At 65.3% G+C, this 25,434-nt stretch carries 19 protein-coding genes; 9 read left to right on the top strand and 10 right to left on the bottom strand.

All coding sequences use genetic code 11. The annotated features are described in order from the left end of the window. Positions 1-46 precede the first annotated feature (46 nt). The 4 genes from J2R80_RS08690 to J2R80_RS08675 all read right to left on the bottom strand — a co-directional run bounded on the left by J2R80_RS08690 (position 47) and on the right by J2R80_RS08675 (position 6,227). Positions 47-2,026, bottom strand: coding sequence for an acetyl-CoA carboxylase biotin carboxylase subunit (locus J2R80_RS08690; RefSeq protein WP_253588608.1), 1,980 nt, complete (start codon positions 2,024-2,026; stop codon positions 47-49). Then, positions 2,023-3,651: an acyl-CoA carboxylase subunit beta gene (locus tag J2R80_RS08685; protein ID WP_229191119.1), complete on the bottom strand. Its 1,629-nt coding sequence runs from the start codon at positions 3,649-3,651 to the stop codon at positions 2,023-2,025. The genes J2R80_RS08690 and J2R80_RS08685 overlap by 4 nt, the downstream gene beginning before the upstream one ends. Then, positions 3,651-5,249, bottom strand: coding sequence for an AMP-binding protein (locus tag J2R80_RS08680; protein ID WP_253588607.1), 1,599 nt, complete (start codon positions 5,247-5,249; stop codon positions 3,651-3,653). The genes J2R80_RS08685 and J2R80_RS08680 overlap by 1 nt, the downstream gene beginning before the upstream one ends. 111 nt (positions 5,250-5,360) lie before the next feature. After that, entirely contained in the window at positions 5,361-6,227 is an 867-nt protein-coding gene (locus J2R80_RS08675) for a 3-keto-5-aminohexanoate cleavage protein (protein ID WP_253588606.1), read from the bottom strand. Positions 6,228-6,441: 214 nt separating this feature from the next. Here J2R80_RS08675 and J2R80_RS08670 point away from each other — a divergent pair, with 214 nt between their 5' ends. Next, positions 6,442-7,665: an ABC transporter substrate-binding protein gene (locus J2R80_RS08670; RefSeq protein WP_076834865.1), complete on the top strand. Its 1,224-nt coding sequence runs from the start codon at positions 6,442-6,444 to the stop codon at positions 7,663-7,665. 143 nt (positions 7,666-7,808) lie between these two features. Here the strand turns inward: J2R80_RS08670 and J2R80_RS08665 are convergent, their stop codons facing one another. The 4 genes from J2R80_RS08665 to J2R80_RS08650 form a co-directional block, all read right to left on the bottom strand. Next, entirely contained in the window at positions 7,809-8,639 is an 831-nt protein-coding gene (locus J2R80_RS08665) for a helix-turn-helix domain-containing protein (protein ID WP_057021202.1), read from the bottom strand. 174 nt (positions 8,640-8,813) lie between these two features. Further along, positions 8,814-9,470, bottom strand: coding sequence for a glutathione S-transferase family protein (locus tag J2R80_RS08660; protein WP_057021201.1), 657 nt, complete (start codon positions 9,468-9,470; stop codon positions 8,814-8,816). Further along, complete coding sequence (locus tag J2R80_RS08655) at positions 9,470-10,639, bottom strand: acyl-CoA dehydrogenase family protein (RefSeq protein WP_253588605.1); 1,170 nt, start codon at positions 10,637-10,639, stop codon at positions 9,470-9,472. The genes J2R80_RS08660 and J2R80_RS08655 overlap by 1 nt, the downstream gene beginning before the upstream one ends. A 291-nt stretch (positions 10,640-10,930) precedes the next feature. Further along, positions 10,931-12,067 (bottom strand): acyl-CoA dehydrogenase family protein, encoded by a 1,137-nt coding sequence (locus J2R80_RS08650; RefSeq protein WP_057021199.1) that lies wholly within the window; start codon positions 12,065-12,067, stop codon positions 10,931-10,933. Positions 12,068-12,282: 215 nt separating this feature from the next. Here J2R80_RS08650 and J2R80_RS08645 point away from each other — a divergent pair, with 215 nt between their 5' ends. Together J2R80_RS08645 and J2R80_RS08640 are read left to right on the top strand one after the other, a co-directional pair. Further along, a complete protein-coding gene (locus J2R80_RS08645) occupies positions 12,283-13,824 on the top strand; it encodes a long-chain fatty acid--CoA ligase (RefSeq protein ID WP_057021198.1) in 1,542 nt (513 codons plus the stop codon). Between the two features lie 125 nt (positions 13,825-13,949). Beyond that, positions 13,950-15,170, top strand: coding sequence for an ABC transporter substrate-binding protein (locus tag J2R80_RS08640; RefSeq protein WP_057021197.1), 1,221 nt, complete (start codon positions 13,950-13,952; stop codon positions 15,168-15,170). Between the two features lie 262 nt (positions 15,171-15,432). Here J2R80_RS08640 and J2R80_RS08635 read toward each other — a convergent pair whose 3' ends face one another. Beyond that, positions 15,433-16,197, bottom strand: coding sequence for a helix-turn-helix transcriptional regulator (locus tag J2R80_RS08635; RefSeq protein WP_229191111.1), 765 nt, complete (start codon positions 16,195-16,197; stop codon positions 15,433-15,435). Between the two features lie 253 nt (positions 16,198-16,450). On the opposite strand from J2R80_RS08635, the gene J2R80_RS08630 reads away from it, so the two are divergent. The 3 genes from J2R80_RS08630 (at position 16,451) to J2R80_RS08620 (ending at position 21,874) form a co-directional block, all read left to right on the top strand. Further along, complete coding sequence (locus tag J2R80_RS08630) at positions 16,451-18,664, top strand: marine proteobacterial sortase target protein (protein WP_375162645.1); 2,214 nt, start codon at positions 16,451-16,453, stop codon at positions 18,662-18,664. 226 nt (positions 18,665-18,890) lie between these two features. Continuing rightward, complete coding sequence (locus tag J2R80_RS08625; RefSeq protein WP_253638366.1) at positions 18,891-19,481, top strand: class GN sortase; 591 nt, start codon at positions 18,891-18,893, stop codon at positions 19,479-19,481. A 170-nt stretch (positions 19,482-19,651) separates the two neighbouring features. Then, positions 19,652-21,874, top strand: coding sequence for an acetate--CoA ligase family protein (locus J2R80_RS08620; RefSeq protein ID WP_253588603.1), 2,223 nt, complete (start codon positions 19,652-19,654; stop codon positions 21,872-21,874). Between the two features lie 296 nt (positions 21,875-22,170). Here J2R80_RS08620 and J2R80_RS08615 read toward each other — a convergent pair whose 3' ends face one another. After that, entirely contained in the window at positions 22,171-22,932 is a 762-nt protein-coding gene (locus J2R80_RS08615; RefSeq protein ID WP_057021193.1) for a trypsin-like serine protease, read from the bottom strand. A 134-nt stretch (positions 22,933-23,066) separates the two neighbouring features. Between J2R80_RS08615 and J2R80_RS08610 the strand changes: the two genes are divergently transcribed. The 3 genes from J2R80_RS08610 to J2R80_RS08600 all read left to right on the top strand — a co-directional run bounded on the left by J2R80_RS08610 (position 23,067) and on the right by J2R80_RS08600 (position 25,432). Next, positions 23,067-23,699 (top strand): HAD-IA family hydrolase, encoded by a 633-nt coding sequence (locus J2R80_RS08610; protein ID WP_253588602.1) that lies wholly within the window; start codon positions 23,067-23,069, stop codon positions 23,697-23,699. A gap of 167 nt (positions 23,700-23,866) precedes the next feature. Further along, positions 23,867-24,184, top strand: coding sequence for a hypothetical protein (locus J2R80_RS08605; RefSeq protein ID WP_063790201.1), 318 nt, complete (start codon positions 23,867-23,869; stop codon positions 24,182-24,184). Between the two features lie 237 nt (positions 24,185-24,421). Then, a complete protein-coding gene (locus tag J2R80_RS08600) occupies positions 24,422-25,432 on the top strand; it encodes an AAA family ATPase (RefSeq protein WP_371852197.1) in 1,011 nt (336 codons plus the stop codon). The last annotated feature ends 2 nt before the right edge of the window (positions 25,433-25,434 follow it).

The following is a 25,434-nucleotide window of genomic DNA, read 5'->3' as shown; positions in this document are numbered from 1 at the left end:
ATACAGCGGTGGTTATGGGTCCCGGCCTGCGCCGGGACGACGGCGGTTATGTGGCGGCCTCGATCTCCACCACGATCTTCCCCGTCGTCACCTGCTCGCCCTCGGCGACATCGATCGACGATACCGTGCCCGCGACGCCGGCGGTGTGGACGTGCTCCATCTTCATCGCTTCCAGCGTCATCACCGGCTGGCCGGCCGCGACCTTGTCGCCCGGCTTCACCAGCACCGCGACGACCCGGCCGTTCATGGCGGCGCGGACCTTGCCGTCACCGCCGGCCGCCGTCGCGCTCTCCGGCGGCGCGAGGGCGAGATCGCGCACCGACAGCGTGACGCCGCGATGCAGGATATAGAGCCGGTCGCCATCGCGCAGGAATTGGGCATGCTCCATCACCCCATCGTGGTGGAAGCGGATGCTGTCCCGGCTGAGCTCGTCGATCACGAAGCTGAAGCGATCGCCGTTGCGGGTCGCGATGTAGCTGCCGTCGCGCTCGCGGACAATCTCGATCTCCTGCACGCCGCGGCCGAGATCGATCCGCAGGCCGAGCGGGAATGTCGCTGCGAGCGACCGCCCGCGCTGCCATGGCGGTGCGTGCGGATTGGTGACGTAGAGCAGCAGCGCCGCAAGCGCGAGATCGCTGCCGCGATCGGGCCGCGGCGCCAGCAGCGCATCGCGGTTGTCGCCGATGAAGGCCGTGGTCGCCTCGCCCCTGGCAAAGACAGGGTAGCGCAGGCAGTCGATCAGGAAGCCCTGGTTGGTCGTGACGCCGAAGGCCGTGACCTGCTCCAGGGCACAGATCAGCTTGCCGCGCGCCTCCTCGCGGGTCGTGCCATGGCTGATAACCTTGGCGATCATCGAATCATAGAACGGCGGAATCTCCGAGCCGGACTGCAGCGCGTGCTCGACGCGGATACCGTCGGGCATCTGCCACCGCGCCATCGTGCCGGATTGCGGCATGAAATCGTGCGCAGCATCCTCCGAGCAGAGCCGCACCTCGATGGCATGGCCGGAGAACTTGACGTCCTCCTGGGTCAAGCCGAGCGGCGCGCCACTGGCGACGCGCAGCTGCAATTCGACCAGATCGAGCCCGGTGATCGCCTCAGTGACGGGATGCTCGACCTGCAGCCGCGTGTTCATCTCCATGAAGTAGAAATTGCCGGCGCGATCGAGCAAAAATTCCAGCGTGCCGGCGCCCTCGTAGCCGATCGCCTTGACCGCCTGCACCGCGACCGCGCCCATCCGCGCGCGCAGCTCCGACGTCACCGCCGGCGACGGCGCCTCCTCGACCAGCTTCTGGTGTCGCCGCTGCACCGAGCAATCGCGCTCGCCGAGATGGATGGCGTTACCATGGCGGTCGCCGAACACCTGGATCTCGATGTGGCGGGGATTGACGATCGCGCGCTCCAGAATGACGGTCGGATCGCCGAACGCACCCTGCGCCTCCGATCGCGCGCTGCGCAGCGCGTCGGGAAATGCCGCCGCATCGGCGACAAGCCGCATGCCGCGGCCGCCGCCGCCGGCGACCGCCTTGATCATGACCGGAAAACCAATGGCCCTGGCTTCCGCCAGCATCACGGCATCGCTCTGGTCGGCGCCCTGATAGCCGGGCACGCAGGGCACGCCGGCCCGCTGCATGATCTCCTTGGCGCCGGCCTTGTTGCCCATCGCAAGGATCGCTTCCGGCGACGGACCGATGAACACCAGACCCGCATCGCGGCAGGCATGCGCAAAATCCTCGTTCTCGGCGAGGAAGCCATAACCGGGATGCACCGCGCCGGCGCCGCTCGCCTTGGCCGCGGCGATGATCGCGTCGATCTTCAGATAGGATTGCGCCGGCAGCGCCTCGCCGATCCGCACCGCCTGGTCGGCCTCGCGCACATGCAGCGCGTCACGGTCGGCGTCCGAATAGACCGCGACGACGCCATGGCCGAGCCGCCGTGCCGATCGCATGATGCGCAGCGCGATCTCGCCGCGGTTGGCGATCAGGATCTTGAAGAACGGCGTCCGCTTCACGATTGCCCCGCTCATGGCCGCGCCACCGAGAACTGCATGCGCTGCGGGCTGCGGGCCTCGGCCTCGCGGCAGATCGTAAGCACCTCGGCAAGCACCGTCCGCGTGTCGCGCGGATCGATCACTCCGTCGTCGAGCACCCGGGCGCTGGTCGAGAACACGTCCATCTGGCTGTCGAACACCCCGGTGATCTGCGCCTTCATCGCGTCCAGCTTCTCCTTCTCGATCGGCTTGCCGCGCCGCGCGGCGGCGGCCTCAGTCACGATCGCCATGGTTTCGGCGGCCTGCTCGCCGCCCATCACGGCGGTCTTGGCGTTGGGCCAGGAGAAGCAGAAGCGCGGATGGAAGCCGCGGCCGCACATGCCGTAATTGCCGGCGCCGAACGAGGCGCCGCAATACAGCGTGATCTGCGGCACCGTCGCCGAGGTCACCGCCTGGATCATCTTGGAGCCGTGCTTGATCATGCCGGCCTCTTCATAGGCCCGGCCCACCATGTAGCCGGTGGTGTTGTTCATGTAGAGGATCGGTGTGCGCGACTGGCAGCAGGCCTGGATGAAATGCGTCGCCTTGTTGGCGCCGGGCACGTCGAGCGGGCCATTATTGGTGATGATGCCGATCGCCTGCCCCTCGATGCGCGCGTGGCCGCAGACCGTCGCCGGGCCGTAATTGGCGCCGAACTCGGTGAAGTCGGAATCGTCGATGAAGCGCGCAATCGCCTGGCGCATGTCGACGGGGCGCTTGTGATCCATCGGCATGATGCCGAGCAGTTCCTCGGCGTCATAACGTGGCGGCTTGAACGCGGCCGGTTCGGCGGCCGGCCGATCCCAAGAACGATCCCAAGGCAGCTTGGCCATGAGCTCGCGCGCGATGCGGAGCGCATCGCGGTCGTCCTCGGCGAGATAATCGCCGAGACCGGAGATCTGGGTGTGCATCTCGGCGCCGCCGAGCTCCTCCTCGGTCGCGATCTCGCCGGTGGCCGCCTTGAGCAGAGGCGGCCCGGCAAGGAACGCGCGGGTGCGGCCGCGCACCATCACGATGTAGTCGGAGAGACCGGTCTGGTAGGCGCCGCCCGCGGTCGAGGAGCCGTGGGTGACGGTAACGACGGGAAGCCCTGCCGCCGACAGCCGCGCCAGGTTGCGGAAGATGTTGCCGCCACGGACGAAGTCCTCGACACGGTAGCGCAGCAGGTTGGCGCCGGCGCTCTCGACCAGCTGCACATAGGGCAGCTTGTTCTCCAGCGCGAGCTCCTGCACCCGCAGCGTCTTGTCGAGGCCGTAAGGCTGCAATGCGCCCGCGTCGATGCCGGCATCATTGGCGCTGACCATGCAGCGGATGCCGGAGACGAAGCCGATGCCCGCGACCAGTCCGCCGCCGGGCACGCTCTTGTCCGCATCCGCTACGTCGAACATGTAACCGGCGAGCGTCGACAGTTCGAGGAAGGGCGAACCGGGATCGAGCACCAGCGCGACGCGCTCGCGTGGCAATAGCTGGCCGCGCTTGTGGAAGCGGTCCTTTGCCGCGGCGGAGGCTGCGCGCGTCCGCTCCTCCAGGGCGCGCATCCGGGCGATCAGCGCCAGCATGCCGTCGCGATTGCCCTGGAAGGCGGCGCTGCCGGTGGAAATCGTGTTCTCGATGATGGCCACTAGGCGCGCTCCACAAAATGCCCACTGTATTGCTGCCGCAGCTCGACCTTGCGTAGCTTGCCGGTCGCGGTCATCGGCATCTCCTCGAGGATACGCACCAGCTTCGGCACCTGGAAGCCACCGAGATGCTTTCTGCAATGCGCCTCGATGCCGGCCTCGTCGGCCACCGCGCCGGGCTTCAGCTTGACGAAGGCGGAGACCGCCTCGCCCCATTGCGGATGCGGCAGGCCGACCACGGCGGCGTTCTGCACGGCGGGATGCGCCAGCAACGTCTCCTCAATCTTGACGGAGGCAACGTTCTCGCCGCCCGACTTGATCATATCCTTCTTGCGGTCGAGGAACAGCACCTCGCCGTTGCCGTCGATCAAAGCAAGATCGCCGGTATGGTGCCAGCCGAACTTGCGCGCCTCCTCGGTCGATTTGGGGTCCTTGTAGTAGCCCATCATCACATTGGGTCCGCGATGCACCAGCTCGCCGATCTCGCCGCGCGGCAGCAGATTGCCGTTGTCGTCCATGATCGCGGTCTCATTGACGATCAGCGATTCGCCCCAGTAATTGCCGAAACGGTCGAGCTGCACCTCCGGGCGGGACATCGTCGTCGCCGGATACATCTCGGTCTGGCCGCTGGATAGCACGAAGTTCGGACAGAGATCGGCCATGGCGCGCTCGAGCAGCGGCTTGCCCATCGGCGCCATGGTGTAGATGCAGCAGCGCAGGCCTGACAGGTCGTAGTCGCGCCGGCGCGGATGGTCGAGGATCGCCTGATACATCAACGACAGGCCGACGAACACGGTGAGCTTGTCGCGCACGATCGCCTCCATGCACGCGACCGGATCGAAGCCGCGCATCAGCGCCATGCGGCCGCCGACCGAGAGATAGCTGAGCAGCAACACGTGGCCGGCGCAGTGGAACAGCGGAAACTGTCCGGTGATCCCGTCATCGCGCGAGAGCTGCATCTCGATACAATTGCTCATCACGGCCATGACAACGGCGAGGTGACAATGCATCGCGCCCTTCGGCCGCGAGGTCGTACCTGACGTATAGATGATCATCGCGAGGTCGCGGTCGTTGATCTCGATGTCAGGCTCGATATCGGACTGTCCCTCCAACAGACCGTTGAACTCCTGCAATCCGGTCTTGCCGGCATTGCCGGTCAGATCGATCGCGATCATCTCCATGCCGCGCGCTTCCAGCGCGGCGCGGCGGTCGGCCTGGGCATGAAGGGCGTCATCGATGATGGCGAAACGCACCTCGGCATGGCCGAGGATGTAGTCCATATCAGCCGGTCCGAGCATGGTGTTGATGGGCACCCAGACCAGCCCGGCGCGGTGAATGCCAAACAGCGCTTTGACGAATTCGACAGAGTTGTTGCAGATGGTCGAAATCTTCTCGCCCGGCTTCAGCCCGCGCTGCACCAGATGATTGGCGAAGCGATTGGCGTCGCGCTCGAGTTCGGTGAAGGTGACCTGCCTGCTGCCGTCGGTCAGCGCGATGCGATCCGGAAACCGCCGCGCGGCGCGCTTCAACAGGTCGCCGATCGCGACCCGGCCGATACGACCCGGCCCGGTGACGCCGCCGGTTGCTGCGAGATTGTGCATGCGTTTCTCCTCCCGGGCTCCGTCATTCCGGGATGCGCGAAGCGCGGACCCGGAATCCAGAGGTGTGGCGCGAGATTCCGGGTTCACGCTTCGCGTGCCCCGGAATGACGGTCAGTGTCGCGTTCCAAAAATCTGCCGCGCCTCGGCCGGGCTCGCGATCTCGCGGCCGGCGCGGCGCGCGCAGGCGGCGAGACCTTCGACGAGCTGCCCGTTCGACGTCACCTTGGTGCCGTCGCCGAGATAGAACGTATCCTCGAGCCCGCTGCGCAGATGGCCGCCGAGGTCGGCGGCGCGCTGGTGCAGCGGCCAGATCTCGGCACGGCCGATCGCGGTGACCTGCCAATGCGCCTCCGGCGCCTTCAGCTTCAGGAGGATCGGCAACAGCTCCGGATCGGCCGGCATGCCCGAGGCGACGCCCATCACGAAATTGTATTCGAGCGGACCGGAATACATCCCGGTCTGCCGGTACATGCCAACGCAACGCACGATGCCGACATCGAAGCACTCGAATTCGGGAATGGTGCCGGCCGCCTTCATCACGTCGAGATAGTCCTGCACCTTCTCGACCGCGTTATCGAACATCATCGGCGGCCAGGCCCAGGTGTTGTCGGCCTTCACCTTCAGATAATTCAGCGAGCCGGCATTGCAGGCGGCGATCTCGGGCCGCGTCTCGCGCACGCAATCGAGCGCGCCCTGGTAGTTCGGGCCAGAGGTGCCGGTGGTGTGGTTGATGATCACGCCGGGGCAGGCCTCGCGGATCGCCTGCTGGATCTCCTTGCTGACGCCGACATCCCACGACGGCAGGTGGCCCTTGTTCGGCTCCTGCTGCCGCAGATGGATGTGCATGATGCTGGCGCCGGCGTTGAACGCGGCCTTGGCCTCGCGCGCCATCTGTTTGGGCGTCACCGGAACGTTGTGCTGCTTCGGGTCGGTAAGCACGCCGTTCAGCGCGCAGGTGATGACGGCCTTGTCGCTCATGGGTCTCTTGTCCGCTTTGCAGCGCACATGCGCTGCTGATTTCGCCATGATGAGAACTTTGCCTTCGCGCCATCTTGCGTTGACTGGCTAAGTGGATGCGGCGACGACACGATCTGCCGCCAGCCGGTTAACACAAGACGCGGCGCCCGTATCACGCCTAACCTTGCTGCCAAGCAGAAGCGGCGCAACAAGCCGGCATCACGGGGAGAACGTCATGGTCTCGATCAACCGGCGCACATGGCTCACCGGCGCGGCAGGCGCGGGACTTGCCGCGGTCGCGGGTCTTAAGCCTTCGCTGGCCGACGACACGCCAGGCGTCACCGCGACCGAGATCAGGATCGGCAGCACCACCTCCCTGAGCGGCCCGGTATCCGCGCTCGGCGTGCAGGCGCGCTGCCAGGAAGCCTATTTCAAGATGCTGAACGAGCAGGGCGGCATCGCCGGCCGGCAGATCAAATACATCTACTACGACGATGCGTTCAACCCGGCGAAGACGGTCGAGCAGGTGCGCCGCCTGATCGAAAGCGACAATGTCGCCTTCCTGTTCAACATGCTCGGTACCGCGCCGAACTCGTCGGTCGTCAAATACATCAACGCCGCCAAGGTGCCGCACTTGTTCCTGTCGGTGAATGGCGACAAATGGGGCGACTACAAGACCTATCCCTGGACCATGGGCTTTGCGCCGAGCGCGCGGACCGAGGCGCAGGTGTTCGTCAAGTATGCACTGAGCCAGAACAAGAACGCGAAATTCGCGGTGCTCTACCAGAACGACGACCTCGGCAAGGATTTCGTCGCCGGAGCCAAGGACGTGCTCGGCGAGCGGTTCGCGACCGCGGCCGTGGTGGCCTCGCACGAGGTTACCGATCCCACGATCGATTCCCAGATCGTTGCGCTGCGCGGCGGCAACCCAGATGTGCTGATCTCCGGCACCACGGCAAAGTTCTGCGCGCAGTCGATCCGCAAGATCTATGAGCTCGGCTGGAAGCCGATGCACTTCATCGCCAGCGGCGCCGCCTCGATCTCCTCGACCATCGCGCCTGTCGGCCTCGACAAGTCGCAGGGCACGATCTCGTCGGCCTATGTCAAGGACGTCGCCGACCCCGCCTGGGCCAATGATCCCGGCGTGAAGAACTTCCTCGCCTTCATGGAGAAGTACTTCCCCGACGGCAATCCGAAGGAAGGCTACAACCTCTACGCCTACACCGTGGCGCAGGTGCTGAAGATCGTGCTCGAGCAGTGCAAGGGCAATTTCACGCGCGACAACATCATGGCGCAGGCCAACAACCTGAAGGACATCGAGGTGCCGACGCTGTTGCCCGGCATCCGCGTCAACACCAGCCCGACCAATCATCACCCGCTGCAGCAGCTTCAGCTGCAACGGATCGAAGGTCCGGGCTGGCTGCGGTTCGGGGAGGTGATCCAGGGCGCGAATTTGTAGCGGAGAACAACCCCAATGTCGTCCCGGCGAAGGCCGGGACCCATAACCACCGCTGCTCATTATTTAACAGCGCGTCTGCCATCCCGCATCACGGATAGATCACGCGGTATGGGTCCCGGCGTTCGCCGGGACGACAGCGGAGGTTACGTCAGCGCGCGCTCGCTCGCGGTTTGCCCGGTGCGGTAGATCGCAAGGTCCCGCGAGCCGGAGAAGATCGCGCGCGGCTTCAAGCCATAGAAGCGGCGGATCGAGTGGCTGAAATGCGTGCTATCGGGATAGCCGATATCCTGCGCGAGATGCGCGAGGTTGATGTCCTGGTTGGCGAAGTGCAGCAGATGCCGCGCGCGCTTCCAGGCGCGGAAGGAGCGGAACGAAATCCCGGTCTCCTCCTTGAACAGATGCAGGAAGCGCGAGGGCGATAGCCCGGCCTCGGCGGCGCAGCCCGCCGCAGTTACCGGCTCGCCGGAGAACTGCCCGATGCGGCCGATCGCGCGCACGACACGCGGATCGAGCACGCGCTGCGGCAGCGCGTCGCCGAAGCACATGGTGTCGAACTCGGCATTCGCGATCGCATCGCGATGCTGCATCTCGGCGAGCGTCGCATAGGCGTTGCGAATGCGATTGGCGAACAGATGGGAGTCCGATCCTTGCAGACGGCGGGCGACGGCTTCGAGCGTGCCGTCGGGCACGCTTTCCGGCTCGATCGCGACGCAGATCGCCGAGCGATATTCGCTGGTGATGGTGTGGCGCAGGTTCGGCATCGTCACCGCGAGCTCGCCATGCGACTCGCGGCCTTCGCTGGTCGACAGATGCAAGCCGTCGCGGATCGCGACATAGACATGGAATGCACCGGGACAGCGCTCGCGCGGGCGGCCGAGCAGCCCGGCATAGAACACCCGTTCCGGCGTGATCAGCATCCGGTGACCGGATTGCTGGCTGGAGCTCTGGCACTTCGCGTCCACGATCGCGTCCATGGCGGTTCCTCCTCGCGCGGCTCTTTGGGCCGCTGCGGCGGAGCTACCATAACGCAAATTCGCACGCTGTCACTGCAACGAAACGTCGTCATTCCGGGGCGATGCGACAGCATCGAACCCGGAATCTCGAGATTCCGGGTCTGGTGCTAACGCACCATCCCGGAATGACGAGCGCTAAAGCCGCGCCCGCGGCGCAACGTTCTGTTCCTGACCGGCTTTTTGCTCCGCCGCGACCGCGCGCTGGTAACCGTCGCGCTGCTGCAGCCGCGCCCAATAGGCCGCGACATTCGGCCCGAAATCCTTGGCGAGGCCGATATTGCTGGCGAGACGGAGCGCATAACCGTTGGCGATGTCGGCTGCGGTGAAGCGTTCCGCGCAGAGGAATTCCGACTTCGCGGCGGCGGCCTCGACCGCGCGCAGGCGGCCCAGGAACCATTTTGCATAATCGCCCGAGACCTGCGGGTTGCGCCGCTCCTCCGGCTCAAGCTGGCTGTAGCGGAGCACCAGCGTCTGCGGGAAGGTCAGCGTCGCGTCGGAAAAATACATCCAGTTCAGGAACGCGCCATAGGCCGGCTCGTCGACGCCGACGATCAGCGGCGTCGGGCCGTATTTGGTGCCGAGATAATGGCAGATGCCGGAGGACTCCGTCATCCTGGTCTCGCCATCGATCATGAACGGGATGGTGCCGAGCGGATTGATGCCGAGATATTCCTTGGCGAACACGCGCGGCGGGAACGGCAGCATCTTCAGCTCATAGGCAAGCCCGAGCTCCTCCAGCATCCACAGCGGACGGAACGAGCGCGCGGCGTCGCAGTGATAGAGCGTGATCATCAGGCGTTTCCCTTTTGCTTCAGGCCAGGCAGCGTGCCCATCATCTTGCACAATACCATGAGCATGACCTCGTCGGCGCCGCCGCCGATCGAGGTCAGGCGGCTGTCGCGATAGGCGCGGCTGACCGGCGTCTCGTTGGTGAAACCCATGCCGCCCCAATATTGCAGGCAGGCATCGGTAAGCTCGCGGCCGAGCCGGCCGGCCTTCAGCTTGGCCATGGTCGCGAGCCGCGTCACGTCCTCGCCGGCCACCAGCGCCTCGCCGGCACGATAGATCAGCGAGCGCAGCAGCTCGACCTCGGTCTGCATTTCCGCGAGCTTGAAGTGAACCACCTGATTGTCGAGGATCGAGCCGCCGAACGCCTTGCGGTTGCGAGTGTAGTCGATGGTCTCGTTGATGATGAATTCATGCGCCTTCAGGCAGGCGGCCGCACCCCACAGCCGCTCCTCCTGGAACTGGATCATCTGGTAGGTGAAGCCCTGGCCCTCCTCGCCGATCCGGTTGCGCTTCGGCACCCGGACATTGTCGAAGAAGATCTGCGCCGTATCCGACGAACGCATGCCGAGCTTGTCGAGCTTGCGCGCGATCTGCACGCCCTTTGTCTTCATGGGCACGCAAATCAGCGACTTGTTGCGATGGACCGGGCCGTCGCTGGTGTTGGCGAGCAGGCAGATCCAGTCGGCCTGGGTGCCGTTGGTGATCCACATCTTGCCGCCATTGATGACGTAGTCGTCGCCGTCGGCGCGCGCACTGGTCTTGATCGAGGCGACGTCGGAGCCGGCGCCGGGCTCGGAGACGCCGATGCAGGCGACGTGATCGCCGGCAATCGCCGGGTTGAGGAATTCGCGCCGCACCTCGTCGGAGCCGAACCGCGCCAGCGCCGGCGTCGCCATGTCGGTCTGCACCCCGATCGCCATCGGCACGCCGCCGCAGGTGATGGCGCCTAGCTCCTCGGCCATCATCAGCGCGTAGGAATAATCCAGTCCCTGGCCGCCGAACTCGACCGGCTTGTTGAGGCCGAGGAAGCCAAGATCGCCGAGCTTCTTGAACAGCTCATGCGCCGGGAAGATGTCGGCCTTCTCCCATTCGTCGACATGGGGATTGATCTCGGCCGCGATGAACTTCTGTAGAGCGCGGCGCGGTTCGTCGTGGTCGGCGGTGAAGAGCATGTTCTCGAACTATCCTTTGTCATTCCGGGGCGATGCGAAGCATCGAACCCGGAATCTCGATCCATTAACTCTGGATTCCGGGTTCGCGCTGGCGCGCGCCCCGGAATGACCTTGCCTTCTCACCTCCCCCTGAAAGGGGGGAGGTCGGCACGTTCGGCTATGCCGAGCGGGCCGGGTGGGGGTCAAACTAGCAGTCCGACTCGCGGCTTGACCCCCACCCTGGCCTCCCCCTTTCAGGGGGAGGGTTCACAATCCGCCTTTTCGCCGCGACCACATCATCACCTGACGCGATCACAACCCCATCTGCCGGCTCGCGAGGTCCTTCATGATCTCCTCGGTGCCGCCGCCGATGGCGTTGACCTTGACCTCGCGGTAGATACGCTCGACCTTGACACCGCGCATGAAGCCGGCGCCGCCGAAGATCTGCACCGCCTCGGAGGCGCAATGCGCCATGGTCTGGGTCGCCTGATTCTTCATCATGCAGATCTCGGCGACCGGGCTTTCGCCCTGGCCGAGCCGCCATGCCAGCATTTCCAGCATCGCCTGCGAGACCGCGACCTTCTGTGCCATGTCGACGATCTTGTGCCTGATCACCTGGTGCTGCGCGATCGGCTTGCCGAACGTCTTGCGCTCCTTGGCATAGGCGACCGCCTCGTCGAGGCAGACGCGCGCATAGGCGGTGCAGCTCGCCGCCATGCCCATGCGCTCGCTGTTGAAGTTCTGCATGATGATCTTGAAGCCCTGCCCTTCCTCGCCGATCAGGTTCTCGACCGGCACGCGGCATTCGTCGAAGTGAAGCGTCGCGGTATCCGACGCCCACCAGCCCATCTTCTTCAGCTTGGTGCGGGACAGACCGGGCGTATTGCCTTCGATCAACAGCAGGCTGACGCCGCCGGGACCTTCGCCGCCGGTGCGCACCGCGACCGTCAGATAGTCGGCGCGCATGCCCGAGGTGATGAAGGTCTTCTCGCCGGAGACGACGTAGTGATCGCCGTCGCGCCGCGCCCTGGTGCGCAGGTTCGCGACATCGGAGCCGCCGCTCGGCTCGGTGATCGCGAGCGCGGAGATCTTCTTGCCGGCGAGCACCTCCGGCAGCACCCGCGCCTTGACCTCGGGTCGCGCGGCACGGGCGATCGGCGGCGAACCGATGGTGTGGCTCATCAGGCTCGAGGAGACGCCGCCGGCGCCGGCACGCGCCAGCTCCTGCGAGGCCACGATTCTCATGAACTGGTCGGCGGCGATGCCGCCATATTCTTCCGGGAAGCCGAGGCCGAGTAGCCCGATCGCGGACGCCTTGGCATAGAGCTCGCGCGGAAACTCGCCGTCCTCGTCCCATTGATGGGCATAAGGCTCGATTTCCCTGGCAACAAAGCGCCGCATCACCTCGCGAAAGGCCTCATGCTCGCCGGTGTAGAACGGGTTTGCCATCCGCGTGCTCCGTTGATTCTTCCCTCCGACGATGTCCGGATTTCTCCCGGTTCACTTGCGTCGAGTGGCTGCCATCGGTGCCGACGCCCGGTCCGGCGATTTGCCAGCCACTAAACGCAAGACAGTATCCTTATACGCCCCCTCCACTGCCAATTCATGGCATCAATTGAGCCAGGAACAGGCGGCGCAAGACTGCCGTTCCGGAGGAGGGAAATTTGCCGGTTCGTTACTACGACTGGATCGCGCATCATCGCCGGCGCACGCCGGACAAGATGGCGCTTGTCGATCTCGCCAGCGGACGCCGCTTCAGCTATGCGGAGCTCGACGCCCGCGTGTCGCGGCTCGCGGCCTGGCTGCGCGATGGGCTCAAGGTTGCCAGCGGCGACCGCGTCGCGGTGCTGGCGCTGAACACGACGGATACGCTGGAGGTGCAGTTCGCCTGCTTCCGGATCGGCGCGATCTTTCTGCCGCTCAACACCCGCCTCACCGTTCCCGAGCTGCGCTACATCACCGGCGACGCCGCGCCGAAGGTGATGATCCATGACGACGACCTCGCCGAGACCGCGCTTGCGGTGGCAAAGCTCTGCAATGTCGCTGCGACCGTGAGGCTCGGCCCGGGCGGCGCCTATGAGACCGGCATTGCGGCAGCCGCGCCGCTCGAACGGTTCGAGGAGGTCATGCTCGATGACATCTCGACCATCATGTACACCTCGGGGACGACGGGCCAGCCGAAGGGCGCGATCATCACGCATGGGATGACGTTCTGGAATTGCGTCAATCTCGGCGGCCCCGCCTACATCTCGCCGGCCTCGGTGCTGCTGACGGTGCTGCCGCTGTTCCACACCGGCGGGCTGAATTGCTACACCAACCCGGTGCTGCATGCCGGCGGCACCGTGCTGATCATGCGCGCGTTCGATCCCGGCGAGGCGCTGAAGCTGATCGGCGATCCCTTGCAGGGCATCAACGTGTTCTTCGGCGTGCCCGCGATCTACCAGTTCATGGCGCAGCATCCTTCCTTCGCCACAGCGGATTTCAGCCGCCTCGTGATTGGCGGCGTCGGCGGCGCGCCGATGCCGGTGCCGCTGCTCAAGACCTGGGAGGCGCGCGGCGTCGCGCTGCAGCAGGGCTACGGCATGACCGAGACCTCGCCGGCGGTGATGGTGCTCGACCGCGAGGATGCCGCGCGCAAGGCCGGCTCCTCCGGCAAGCCGGTGCTGCACACCGAGGTCCGCATCGTGCGGCCCGACGGCAGCGACGCCGCGGTCGGCGAGCTCGGCGAACTCTGGGTCAAGGGCCCGAACATCACGCCGGGCTACTGGAACAGGCCGGACGCCAATGCCTCCTCCTTCACCGACGGCTGGCTGCACACCGGCGACGCCACGCGGATCGACGAGGAAGGCTTCTACTACATCGTCGACCGCTGGAAGGACATGTACATCTCGGGCGGCGAGAACGTCTATCCGGCCGAGGTCGAGAGCGTGCTGCATCAATTGGCGGCCGTCGCCGAAGCCGCCGTGATCGGCATCCCCGACGAGCAATGGGGCGAAGTCGGCATGGCGATCATTGCCGTGAAATCCGGCCATTCGCTGACCCCGGCCGAGGTCCACGCGCATTGCCAGGCCAATCTGGCGCGGTTCAAATGCCCGCGCCTGATCGAATTCATCGAGGTCCTGCCGCGAAACGCGACAGGCAAAATTCATAAGCCGACGCTCCGGCAACAATTCAGCCGGCCGAAGCCAACCGATACCGCGGGGTGAGCCAGACGCGCGCCGCGCGTTCCGGAATTCGCCGCGACAAGGATTGCCCCGCTGCCGTCTGCCGGGACCGGCTGCGGGTTCGTTGCGTAAGTCCCCAACCAAGATCAATCGAGGAAATTTCCTTTATGAGAACAACAACACTGTCGCTGCTGGCAACCGCCACGGCGCTCTGCCTGCTCTCCACCCAGGCCGCCTTTGCACAAAAGAAGTATGATACCGGCGCCTCCGACACCGAGATCAAGATCGGCAATGTCGAGGCCTATAGCGGTCCCGCCTCCGCCTACGGCGTCATCGGCAAGACCGAAGAAGCCTATTTCAAGATGATCAACGACCAGGGCGGCATCAACGGCCGCAAGATCAACTGGATCTCCTATGACGACGGCTACTCGCCGCCGAAGACCGTGGAGCAGATCCGCAAGCTGATCGAGAGCGACGAAGTGTTCCTGGTGTTCAACGCGCTGGGCACGCCGACCCAGACCGCGGTGCAGAAGTATCACAACGCCAAGAAGGTGCCGCAGCTGTTCCTCGCCACCGGCGCCAGCAAGTGGAACGATCCGAAGGATTTCCCGTGGACCATGGGTTTCCAGCCGAGCTATCGCGTCGAGGCGCGGATCTTCGGCAAGTACATCCTGAAGGCCAAGCCGGATGCCAAGGTCGCGATCTTCTATGCTAATGACGATTTCGGCAAGGATTACCTGGTCGGCCTGAAGGAGATCCTCGACAAGTCGAGCGTCAAGATCGTCGCCGAAGAGAGCTACGAGACCACCGAACCGTCGATCGACTCCCACATCGTCAAGCTGAAGGACACCGGCGCCGACGTGTTCGTCAACATCTCGACGCCGAAATTCGCGGCGCAGGCGATCAAGAAGATCGCCGAGCTCAACTGGAAGCCGATGCAGGTAATGACCGACGTCTCGATCTCGATCGGCGCGGTGATGAAGCCCGCCGGGCTTGAAGCTTCCGAAGGCGTGCTGTCGGCCGGCTATCTGAAGGACGCGTCCGATCCGCAATGGAAGAATGACGAGGGCATGAAGAAGTTCATGGCCTTCGCCGAGAAGTACATGCCGGGCGCCAACCTCGCCGACGCCAATCTGGTCTATGGCTACGCCGCGGCGCAGACCATGGTGCAGGTGCTGAAGCAGGCCGGCGACAACCTGACACGTGAGAACGTGATGAAGCAGGCCGCGAGCCTGAAGGATTTTGCGCCCGACACGCTGATCCCCGGCATCAGGATCAACACCAGCGCGACCGACTTCGCGCCGGTCGAGCAGCTCAAGATGATGCAGTTCAAGAACGGGCAGTGGGAGCTGTTCGGCGACATCATCAGCGCCGAGACCGGCGGCTAGCGTGACGCGCACCGCCACCAAACATCAGCCATCGCGAAGCCGCCCATCCGGGCGGCTTCGTTTGTTTTGCGAATCGCGGGTGAAGCCAAGCCGAGCGACGCGCAAGCTATCTCACCGTCACCCTGAGGAGCTGCGAAGCGGCGTCTCGAAGGGTCGACGGCCGGGCTCTCTCCCGAGTCGATGCATACGGGCCGTGCATCCTTCGAGGCTCGCCCAGCGGCGCAATCGCGCCGCAAGGATGACGGAGCTAACCCTGCCGTTGCTAGCCCGGCAAAAAGATCGCGAACGGCTCATCGATCGTCCGGCGCAGATGCTCGCGATAGGTGGCGTAGTTCGCATCATCCGCCGACACCCGGCCGAGGCTGGGCTTGGGCACGTTCTTCACCGGCAGGAACGCGATCGGCGCGGCGACCGGCGTCAGCAGCGAGCCGCGGCCGGCGAGCAGCGTCGTGATGATGCCGTACATCTCGCCGGAATTGCGCGGGCGCGACACCGTGATCACGCGATGCTGGCCGTGCCTGTTGGTCACGAGGTAGACGAAGCCGGATTCGTTGGGCACCGCGACTTCGCCGTACTGCGTATAGTCGGCGTCCTGCCGCTCGCCTTCGCGGAAGCCGAGCGACGACGACGCCTCGTCCCAGGTGATCTCCGTCCGATAGGCATAGAGCGCGCCCTGCTCGCCGAACGACGGCCGCACCGTGATATAGGTCCCTTCGATCCGCGCCACCGCGCGGCGCGAATAGGACCCGAGGCTGTCGGGTGCGATCCCGCCATTGGCGGGTGCGGCCACCGTGATCGTCTCCGGCAGCTTGCGTAAGGACACACCCAGCGCCTGCTCCAGCCGCACGGTGGTCGCCAGCGTGAACGGGCGGCGGCCGCCGAGCACCTTCTCCAGCGTCGAGAGGCTCAGCTTCGCCTGCTCGGCCAACGCCTGCCGCGAGATGCGACGGCGCGCGATTTCCTCGCGAATGGTCTCCGCGACCTGCCGGCTCTGCTCGGCGGACAGCTGCTTGTCAGGCGTCGGCATCCAGATTCCTGCCCGGTTCCCCTTGATTCCGCGCAGTCTAGCAGACCGCACAACCCATCACCAAACCGCACAAACCCGCCTCAGCCGGCGGCGGGCCGCGCCGGACGGCGGCCAATCATTGCCGATCATTCTGCTCGCGCCAAAACCGCCGTTCTCCATGATCGCGAGGCAGCGAAAGCCTCGCTCGGGAGTGACGAAAATGACGATTTACGATGCATGTGAGAGCAGCCCGCAAATCCGCCTGTCGCGCAGGATGCGCATTGCGCTGTTCTTTCTGGTGGAAGGTGTGGCCGCGCTGGCGATCGGCTTTGCAGCCTTGTTCGTGAGCTTCGATCCGGTGTGGTCGGCCGAGCTGCCGCGACAGGCGGTGCTGCGGCCGAGCGATGCACGTTCCGGCTCGCTGCTGTTCAAGACCGACGACGGCTATGCCGACGCGACCAGGCTCGGCATCGACGTCGACCTCACGGTGTCGGGTCCGACGGTCCGCGCCCGCGTCACGCAGATCTTCCGCAACCCGACCAAGGACTGGGTGGAGGCGACCTATGTCTACCCGCTGCCGGCGGGCGGCGCGGTCGACACGCTGAAGATGGTGGTCGGCGACCGCGTCGTGGTCGGCGACATCAAGGAGCGGCAGCAGGCTCGCGCCATCTATGAGCAGGCCAAGCAGAATGGCCAAAAGGCCGCGCTCACCGAACAGGAGCGGCCCAACATCTTCACCAATTCCGTTGCCAATATCAGCCCCGGCGAAACCGTGCTGGTGCAGATCGAATATCAGGAGCCGGTGCAGCAGAACGGCAGCGAGTTCTCGCTGCGGGTGCCGCTGGTGGTCGGCCCGCGCTACAATCCGCGCCCGGTGGTGCAAAGCGTCGATCTCCGCGCCGACGGCAACGGCTGGGGCGCCACGTCAACCGATCCCGTGCCGGACCGCGACCGCATCTCCCCCGAAGTGCTCGACCCTGCCACAAATGCGCCGGTCAATCCGACCAACATCACGGTGCATCTGAACGCCGGCTTCGCGCTCGGCGAGGTGACGAGCCATTTCCACCAGGTCAGGATCGAGAGCCCCGACAGCACCACGCGGCTCGTCAAGCTCGCCGAAGGCCCGGTGCCGGCCGATCGTGATTTCGAGCTCACCTGGAAGCCGGCCGCCGAGAAGGCGCCGTCGGTCGGGCTGTTCCGCGAGCATGTCGGCAATTCCGACTATCTGCTCGCTTTCGTCACCCCGCCGTCGGTCGAGCAGGCGCAACAGAAGCCGTTGCCGCGCGAAGTGATCTTCGTGATCGACAATTCCGGTTCGATGGGTGGCACCTCGATCATCCAGGCCAAAGCGAGCCTGACTTACGCGCTCGGTCGCTTGCAGCCGACCGATCGCTTCAACGTGATCCGGTTCGACGACACCACGGACACGCTGTATCCGGCACCGGTCGCGGCAAACAACGCCAATGTCGGCAACGCGACGGCGTTCGTCAGCGCGCTGCAGGCCCGCGGCGGCACCGAGATGGTGCCGGCGATGCGCGCAGCGCTGTCCGACACCAACCATGACGACGCCACCTACGTCCGTCAGGTCGTGTTCCTGACCGACGGCGCCATCGGCAACGAGCAGCAATTGTTCGAGACCATCAGCGCGCTGCGCGGCCGCTCGCGCGTCTTCATGGTCGGCATCGGCTCGGCGCCGAACACCTATCTGATGACGCGCGCCGCCGAACTCGGCCGCGGCACCTTCACCCATATCGGCTCGGTCGAGCAGGTCGACGAGCGCATGCGCGGCCTGTTCGCCAAGCTGGAAAATCCCGCGGTGACTAGCCTCTCCGCGAAATTCTCCGAGGCGGCGGCCGACCTGACGCCGTCGGCACTGCCTGACGTCTATCGCGACGAGCCGCTGGTGCTGGCCGCCAAGCTCGACAAGCTGGCCGGCTCGGTCGAGATCAAGGGCCGTATCGGCGATCGCCCGTGGAGCGTGACGCTGCCGCTCGCGAATGCCGCTGAAGGCAAGGGCCTGTCGAAACTGTGGGCCCGGCGCAAGATCGCCGATGCCGAAGTGGCGCGCACCACGCGGCAGCAGAACCCCGAGGACGCCGACAAGACCATCCTCGCGCTGGCGCTGGAGCATCAGCTCGTCACGCGGCTGACCAGCCTTGTCGCGGTCGACAAGACGCCGAGCCGCCCGGAAGGCGAGCCGCTGAAGTTGAGCGAACTCCCGCTCAACCTGCCCGCCGGCTGGGATTTCGCGAAGCTGTTCGGCGAGCGTCCGAGTCTGCCGGCCGTCCCGGGCGAGCGGCGCGCCGGCGACGGCAAGCTGCAGCTCGCTGCGCTGAAGCGGTCACCGGTCGCCACGCAAGGTCCCGGCACGATCCAGCTGCCGAAGACCGCGACCGATGCGGAGCTGAAGATGATCGCGGGCGTGATCCTGCTCACGGTGAGCATTCTCCTCCTGGTGTTCAACCGGCGTCAGACGTCGCCCCAATGACGTCGGATGAAAGGAGGAGGTGCCCCCCAACCTCCTCCTTCAAGAGCGCGCGCGGCGTTCCCATCCGTCCCCCAGGGGCCGCGCGCGCAACTTTTTTCCAACCCGCAATGTCATTCCGGGGCGATGCGCAGCATCGAACTATGGTGCGCGCTTGCGCGCCTGAGAATCTCGAGATTCCGGGTCTGGTCCTTCAGACCATCCCGGAATGACAGCAACAGGCGCAACAATGCCCCGCTTCATCCCACTCCTCGCCTTCGCCCTCATCGGCCTGATCCTGTTCGGCCAGGGCGCCTATATCCACGCCAAGGCGCTGCTCGCACAGGTGCTGCTGGAGCGCGCCTTCACACAAAGCATCGCGACCGGCCAGCCGGTGAGGCCGTGGAGCTGGGCCGATACCTGGCCAGTGGCGCGGATCGAGGTGAAGCGTCTGCACGCCTCCGCGATCGTGCTTGCCGGCAGCAGCGGCCAGGCGCTGGCGTTCGGCCCCGGCCATGTCGAACAGACAGTCGATGCCGGCGAGCGGGGCGTCGCGGTCTATTCCGCTCACCGCGATACGCATTTTCACTTTCTCAGGGATGTCACAATCGGTGACGAGATCGACGTCACGCGCAGCGACGGCAAGATGTTTCGCTATCGGGCCGATCGCAGTTCGGTGGTCCGCTTCGATCAATCGGGGATCGATCCGCTCACCGACCGTCGTGAACTGGTGCTATCGACCTGCTGGCCGTTCGATGCGCTGAGATCGGGGCCCGAGCGTTATCTGTTGCACGCGACTTTGGTCGAAACGGATTCGCGCCCGCGCGGATCGGGTTCCTGATACGCAATCAATTTTGCGCCTGCCGGGATATTGCGCGCGGTGCCCTGACCTGCGCCGGCATGAGTTGCTACCCCCTTTCCCTCGCCATAAAAACAATGAAAAATCGCGCGCCTCACGGTGATCCGCCGTGGCCAGAGGAAACAAAGACAACAAGGATAAGGGCAGGCTCCATGGAAGCTTTCGCAAGCACCGCGTCTCATGTGTCCCACGAATGGGCGCCGCCCGCTGACGCCAGTGATATCGTCAAGAGCATCCACGCGATGCTGCATCCGCGCAACATCGTGCTGGTCGGTGCCACCGACAAGCCCGGCAACTACGCCGAACGGATCTGGAACAATCTGGTCAAATACGGATATGCTGGCGGCCTCTATCCGATCAACGCCAAGCGCGAAGCGATCTGGGGCGTCACCTGCTACAAGGACTTCGCTAGCCTTCCCGAAAAACCCGACCATGTGCTCGTGCTGGTGCCGGCCCGGTTTGCCGTGCAGGTGATCCGCGATGCGGCCGCGGCCGGCGCACGCTCGGCGACCATCGTCACCTCGGGCTTCAGCGAGCTGCAGGATGAAGAGAGCCAGCGGCTCGCGGTCGAGCTGAAGCAGGCGATCAAGGAGACCGGGCTTGCGGTCACCGGTCCGAATTGCCTCGGCAATCTCAGCGCCGGCGAGAACCTGTTCACCAATATCGACGACCGCATCGTCACCATGGAGCGGGGCGCGGTGGCGATCGCCGGCCAATCCGGCGCGATCGTGATGGCGATCCGCCAGGCGCTGGAGGATCGCGGCGTCGGCGTCGGCTACATGGTCACCACCGGCAATGAATCCGGCCTCGAGACCCCGGACCTGATGAGCTATTTCGCCGCCGATCCGAGCATCCGCGTCATCGTGGTCTATCTCGAAGGCGTCAGGAACACGAAGGTATTCCGCGATGCCTGCAAGGCCGCGCGCGCCGCCGGCAAGCCGGTGATCGCGCTCAAGCTCGGCGCCTCCGAAGGCGGCCGCGCGGCGGCGATGGCGCATACCGGCGCGCTCGCCGGCTCGATCGAGACCTTCGATGCGATCTCGACCCGCGAAGGCGTGATCCGGGTGCGCGGGCTGGATGAACTGATCGAGACCACCGAGTGCTTCGTCCATGCCGATCCGCCGAAGGGCAATCGCCTCGCGGCGGTGTCGCTGTCGGGCGGCAAGCGCGGCCTCCTGATCGACGCGTTCTATTCCGCCGGGCTGAACTTCGCGCCGCTGAGCCCGAACGCATCGGAGCAGCTGGCGAAGATGCTCGGCCCCGGCAGCATTGTCGGCAATCCGCTCGACGCCGGCTTCGCGGCGGTGGTCGATCCCTCCGTCTACATGAAGTCGATCAAGATCATGATCGACGATCCCGACACCGATATCGTCATCATCGATGCCGAGCTGCCGAAGGCGCCACACGAGCTGCGCGAGCGAAATCTGCGCATCGTCAACGAGATGGCGGGCCAGGCCAACAAGCCGGTGATCTATATCAGCGCGATGTCGATCGGCTTCACCGAATTCACCAAGGGACTGCGCAAGTCGCTGCCCGATATCGCGGTCATGCAGGGCCTCGACCGCGCGGTCGGCGCGATCAAGTCGCTGATCGAATATGCCGGCCTGCGCAAGGAGGTGCCCGATATCGCGTCGAGCTCGAAGGCATCGGCGCGCGCGGTGCTGGAGAAGACGCTGAAGGCCGCCAACGGCGCCGCCGCGCTCGACGAGGTCGCCTCGAAGAAGCTGCTCAAGGCCTACGGCATCCCGATCTCAAAGGAAGAGGTTGCGCAGACCGCGGCCGAGGCCGTGAAGATCGCCAAGCAAATCGGCTTCCCGGTGGTCGCCAAGGTGGTCAGCCCCGACATCCTGCACAAATCCGATATCGGCGGCGTGGTGCTGAACCTTGCCAATGCGGCCGAGGTGAAGAAGGCGTTCAACGACATCACCGCGCGGGTGAAGAAGCTGAAGGGCAAGCCGAAGCTCGAAGGCATCCTGATCGCGCAACAGGTCAAGGCCGACCTCGAGCTCGTGGTGGGCGCCTCGCTCGACGCCGAGATGGGCCCCGTCGTGCTGTTCGGCACCGGCGGCGTCGATATCGAGCTGATGAAGGACGTCGCGCTCGCCGGCGCGCCGCTCGACGCCGCCGAGGCGAAGGAGCTGATCGCCAGGACCAAGGCCGGCGTCAAGATGAAGGGCTATCGCGGCAAGCCCGCGCTGCACGAGCCGTCGGCAGTGAAGGCGCTGGTCGGGCTCTCCAACCTGATGGCCGACGCCAATGGCCGCATTGCCTCGATCGACGTCAACCCGTTCCTGATCAACAGCAAGCTCGGCGTCGCCGTCGACGGCCTGATCGTGCTGAACAACGCCGCCGCGAACAAGGCCGCGGGGCATTAGGGTTCGATACTCGCTTTTTCCTTCCCCGTCATCCTGAGGTGCGAGCGGAGCGAGCCTCGAAGGATGCACGGCCCGGCTGGTGGCCGTGCATCCTTCGAGACGCCGCTTCGCGGCTCCTCCAGCGACAAAGGCGAAGCCTTTGCGCGGGGATGACGGAACTCTGAGCCCGTCAGCGCTTCGACCGCCACCGCGCGCTAGAGCTTTTCCCGTTCCGATGGAATCGGAACGGGGCTCTAGATTCTTGTTTTGACGCGTTTTCTTCACGCGAACCGGTATCCACTTCGCTTGAAAACGCTCTAAAAGCTCGCACCCCACTGCCGCGCGGTCTGCATCACCCAGTCGCGATAGAGTGTCAGCGGCGTCACGCCGGTGATGCCGCCGCAGCCGGCGGCGCCGTTCGGTCCCGTCGACCAACTCACCACGCCGACGATTGCGGGGCCGCCCTGCTTGTCCTCGAACACCGGCGCGCCGGAATCGCCGGTGCAGGCCCCGAGCCCGTCGCGCACGCCCTGCCCGACCGGATCGACGAGACGGATCTGCAACGTGCCGGGCTTGCCGCTCGCGATCAGGCCGGCGACGCGGGTGGCGCCGCCGCTCTTGCCGTCACCACGCACGGTGACGCCGACGCCCGCGATGGTGAAGCGGCCGCCGACCTGGATCGGAATGTTTGGCATGCCGAGCGCGGCCGGCGCCTTGCCTGCGGCCGGCGCCGCGAGCTGCAGCAGCGCGACATCGGCGGTCGCGACATGATTGGTCATCGCCTGCATCCGAAAGCCGGGATGGATCGCAACCGTCCTGACGTCCTGCAGCTTCGGCTGCCTGTCCGCGCCATATTCGACAATCTTGTAATCGGCACCGGGCTGCACGCAATGCGCCGCGGTCAGCACGACCTTCGGCGCGATCAGCGCACCGGTGCAGAAATTGCCGCGCGAGCCGACGATCGTGACGACGGAGCGCGCAACGCCATCCGTCGACGGCGCGCCGCCGCCGACGATGGCGAAAGCCGGAGGGCAGACCAGCGACACGAGAACGGCGAGGATCAGGCGGGATGTCTTCATCGGCGAAGCAATAGCCCGCTCCGCGCGGGTCGCCAAGCGCCGAACGAGCACCGAACAAGCGCCGGATCGGGCTGGTCCCGGTCTGCGATCCGTGTTAGCCGCTCCTCAAGCAACGCATCATTGGGCAGGAAAGCATGATCGAGGCAGTGATCTGGGATTTCGGTGGCGTGTTGACCACCTCGCCGTTCGAGGCGTTCGCGCGCTATGAGACCGAGCGCGGCCTGCCGATCGACATCATCCGCCGCACCAACGCCGCCAATCATCTCGAGAACGCCTGGGCCAAGTTCGAGCGCGCCGAGATCGATATCGAGGCGTTCGACGCGCTGTTCGCCACGGAATCGACGGCGCTCGGCGCCGAGGTGCGCGGCAAGGACGTGCTGCCGCTGCTCTCCGGCGACCTGCGCCCCGAGATGGTCGAGGCGCTGAAGCGCATCAAGGCGAAATTCAAGACCGGCTGCATCACCAACAACCTGCCGGCGAACGCGATCGGCAGCCGCAGCGGACGCGCGCTCTATGTCGCCGAGGTGATGGCGCTGTTCGATCACGTCATCGAGTCCGCGAAGATCGGCCTGCGCAAGCCCGACCCACGGATCTACCAGATGATGGTGGAGACGCTGCAGGTGAACCCGAAGAACTGCGTTTATCTCGACGATCTCGGCGTCAATTTGAAGCCGGCGCGCGAGATGGGCATGACCACGATCAAGGTCGCGAATGCCGCGCAGGCGATCGGCGAGCTTGAAGCCGCGACCGGCCTCACGCTGAGGTGAAGCGGGCTACGCGCCTGTTCATGCCGCATTCACGCGGCGGCTTCTAATTGTCGGCCTCCCCCCGGGTCACGGCGCGATCGCATCGTGACCCCTTTCCTGGTCTGAGCATGACGTTCCGGAAAACCGACGTCCACTTCTCCGGATCATGCCTCGCGGAGGCACTTCCCATGAAACGTCTTGTCGTCGCCCTTGTCTCCGCTGGTTCGCTGCTGATCCCGGTCGCAGCGCTCGCGCAGACAACATCAGCCCCCACAACAGCGCCGGTGGCAGCTCCCGCGCAACAGAGCGCGTCGACAGCGGCGCCCGTGCCCGGCGCGAAGCGCGCGGCCTGCCAGAGCGCGGCGAAGGCGCTGAAGGGTCAGGAGCGGCACGACCAGATGCAGCTCTGCATGGCGCAGGCGCGGCTCGACTGCCTGAAGCAGGCCATCGACCAAAAGATCACGGGCCCGCAGCGCAAGGATTTCGTGAAGAGCTGCGCGGGTTGACGGTAGCCGGGCTACGAGATTCTTCTCCTTCCCCCTGAAAGGGGGAAGGTCGGGATGGGGGTCAGCCGCAGACGCCGGCGTTGATGGAGAGAGTAGATCCCCACCCGCTTTGCTCTGGCGAGCAAAGCGACCTCCCCTTTTCAAGGGGAGGTTCGAACTACACGCTAACAAGCGTAGCCCGTATTGCGCTTGGCGGAATACCCCGGAACCATGCGCTATGCGGGCCAAACGAGCCTTGTGCTTTGTCCGCAACGGGCGCAGAACAGGTCCGAGTTCAAGGCAAATTCGGAGCTGATCCTCGTGGCTGACACCAGGCCCACCGCCTCGATCGAGGCCGTGGAAAGCGGCCTCGCCGCGCAAGGCTATATTGCGAGCCGGCAGATCGCGACCGCGGTCTATCTGTCGCAGCAGATCGAGAAGCCGATCCTGGTCGAGGGCCCTGCCGGCGTCGGCAAGACCGAGCTGGCGAAGGCGATCGCCGCATGGCGCGGCATGAAGATGATCCGCCTGCAATGCTATGAGGGCCTCGACGAGGCCAAGGCGCTGTATGAGTGGAAATACGCCAAGCAGCTGCTCTACACCCAGATCCTGAAGGACAAGCTCGGCGAGGTGCTCGGCGGCGCACAGTCGCTGGCGGCTGCGCTCGACCAGCTCCACACCTTCGGCGATGTGTTCTTCTCCAAGGAATTCGTCGAGCCGCGGCCGCTGTTGCAGGCGCTGGAGCAGCCGGCCGGCTGCGTGCTCCTGATTGACGAAATCGACAAGTCGGATGCCGAATTCGAATCGCTGCTGCTGGAAATCCTCTCGGACTTCCAGGTCACGATCCCCGAGCTCGGGACCGTCTCCGCGGTGGCGCCGCCGACCGTGATCCTGACCTCGAACAGCGAGCGCGATCTTGGCGATGCCTTGAAGCGGCGTTGTCTGCATCTGCACATCGGCTTCCCCGAACAGAAGCTGGAGGAGCGCATCGTCGAGAGCCGGGTGCCCGGCATCTCGCAGACGCTGCGCAAGCAGATGGTCGGCTTCATCCACGAGATCCGCTCGCTCGACCTGAAGAAGCTGCCCTCGGTCAGCGAGGCGATCGACTGGGCGCGCGTGCTGGTGCTGCTGCAGGCCAGCGAGCTCGACCACGAGATCGTCAAGGACACGCTCAACGTGCTCCTGAAATACGAGGCCGATATCGAGGCCGCGACACCGCAGATTTCGTCCTTCATCGCCAAGGCGTCGCGCCAGGGCGTGTTCAGCTAAAC

It is taken from the genome of Bradyrhizobium sp. USDA 4541 (genome assembly GCF_024171085.1).
Taxonomy (GTDB): domain Bacteria; phylum Pseudomonadota; class Alphaproteobacteria; order Rhizobiales; family Xanthobacteraceae; genus Bradyrhizobium; species Bradyrhizobium australafricanum.
Note: the sequence above shows the minus strand (reverse complement) of the source record. Positions and strands in the feature narration are given on the sequence as shown.

Coding starts and splice junctions, on each gene's coding strand:
- J2R80_RS08690 (WP_253588608.1), bottom strand. CDS start 2,026: ATGAGCGGGGCAATCGTGAAGCGGACGCCGTTCTTCAAGATCCTGATC.
- J2R80_RS08680 (WP_253588607.1), bottom strand. CDS start 5,249: ATGCACAATCTCGCAGCAACCGGCGGCGTCACCGGGCCGGGTCGTATC.
- J2R80_RS08675 (WP_253588606.1), bottom strand. CDS start 6,227: ATGAGCGACAAGGCCGTCATCACCTGCGCGCTGAACGGCGTGCTTACC.
- J2R80_RS08670 (WP_076834865.1), top strand. CDS start 6,442: ATGGTCTCGATCAACCGGCGCACATGGCTCACCGGCGCGGCAGGCGCG.
- J2R80_RS08665 (WP_057021202.1), bottom strand. CDS start 8,639: ATGGACGCGATCGTGGACGCGAAGTGCCAGAGCTCCAGCCAGCAATCC.
- J2R80_RS08660 (WP_057021201.1), bottom strand. CDS start 9,470: ATGATCACGCTCTATCACTGCGACGCCGCGCGCTCGTTCCGTCCGCTG.
- J2R80_RS08655 (WP_253588605.1), bottom strand. CDS start 10,639: ATGCTCTTCACCGCCGACCACGACGAACCGCGCCGCGCTCTACAGAAG.
- J2R80_RS08650 (WP_057021199.1), bottom strand. CDS start 12,067: ATGGCAAACCCGTTCTACACCGGCGAGCATGAGGCCTTTCGCGAGGTG.
- J2R80_RS08640 (WP_057021197.1), top strand. CDS start 13,950: ATGAGAACAACAACACTGTCGCTGCTGGCAACCGCCACGGCGCTCTGC.
- J2R80_RS08635 (WP_229191111.1), bottom strand. CDS start 16,197: ATGCCGACGCCTGACAAGCAGCTGTCCGCCGAGCAGAGCCGGCAGGTC.
- J2R80_RS08630 (WP_375162645.1), top strand. CDS start 16,451: ATGCGCATTGCGCTGTTCTTTCTGGTGGAAGGTGTGGCCGCGCTGGCG.
- J2R80_RS08625 (WP_253638366.1), top strand. CDS start 18,891: ATGCCCCGCTTCATCCCACTCCTCGCCTTCGCCCTCATCGGCCTGATC.
- J2R80_RS08620 (WP_253588603.1), top strand. CDS start 19,652: ATGGAAGCTTTCGCAAGCACCGCGTCTCATGTGTCCCACGAATGGGCG.
- J2R80_RS08615 (WP_057021193.1), bottom strand. CDS start 22,932: ATGAAGACATCCCGCCTGATCCTCGCCGTTCTCGTGTCGCTGGTCTGC.
- J2R80_RS08610 (WP_253588602.1), top strand. CDS start 23,067: ATGATCGAGGCAGTGATCTGGGATTTCGGTGGCGTGTTGACCACCTCG.
- J2R80_RS08605 (WP_063790201.1), top strand. CDS start 23,867: ATGAAACGTCTTGTCGTCGCCCTTGTCTCCGCTGGTTCGCTGCTGATC.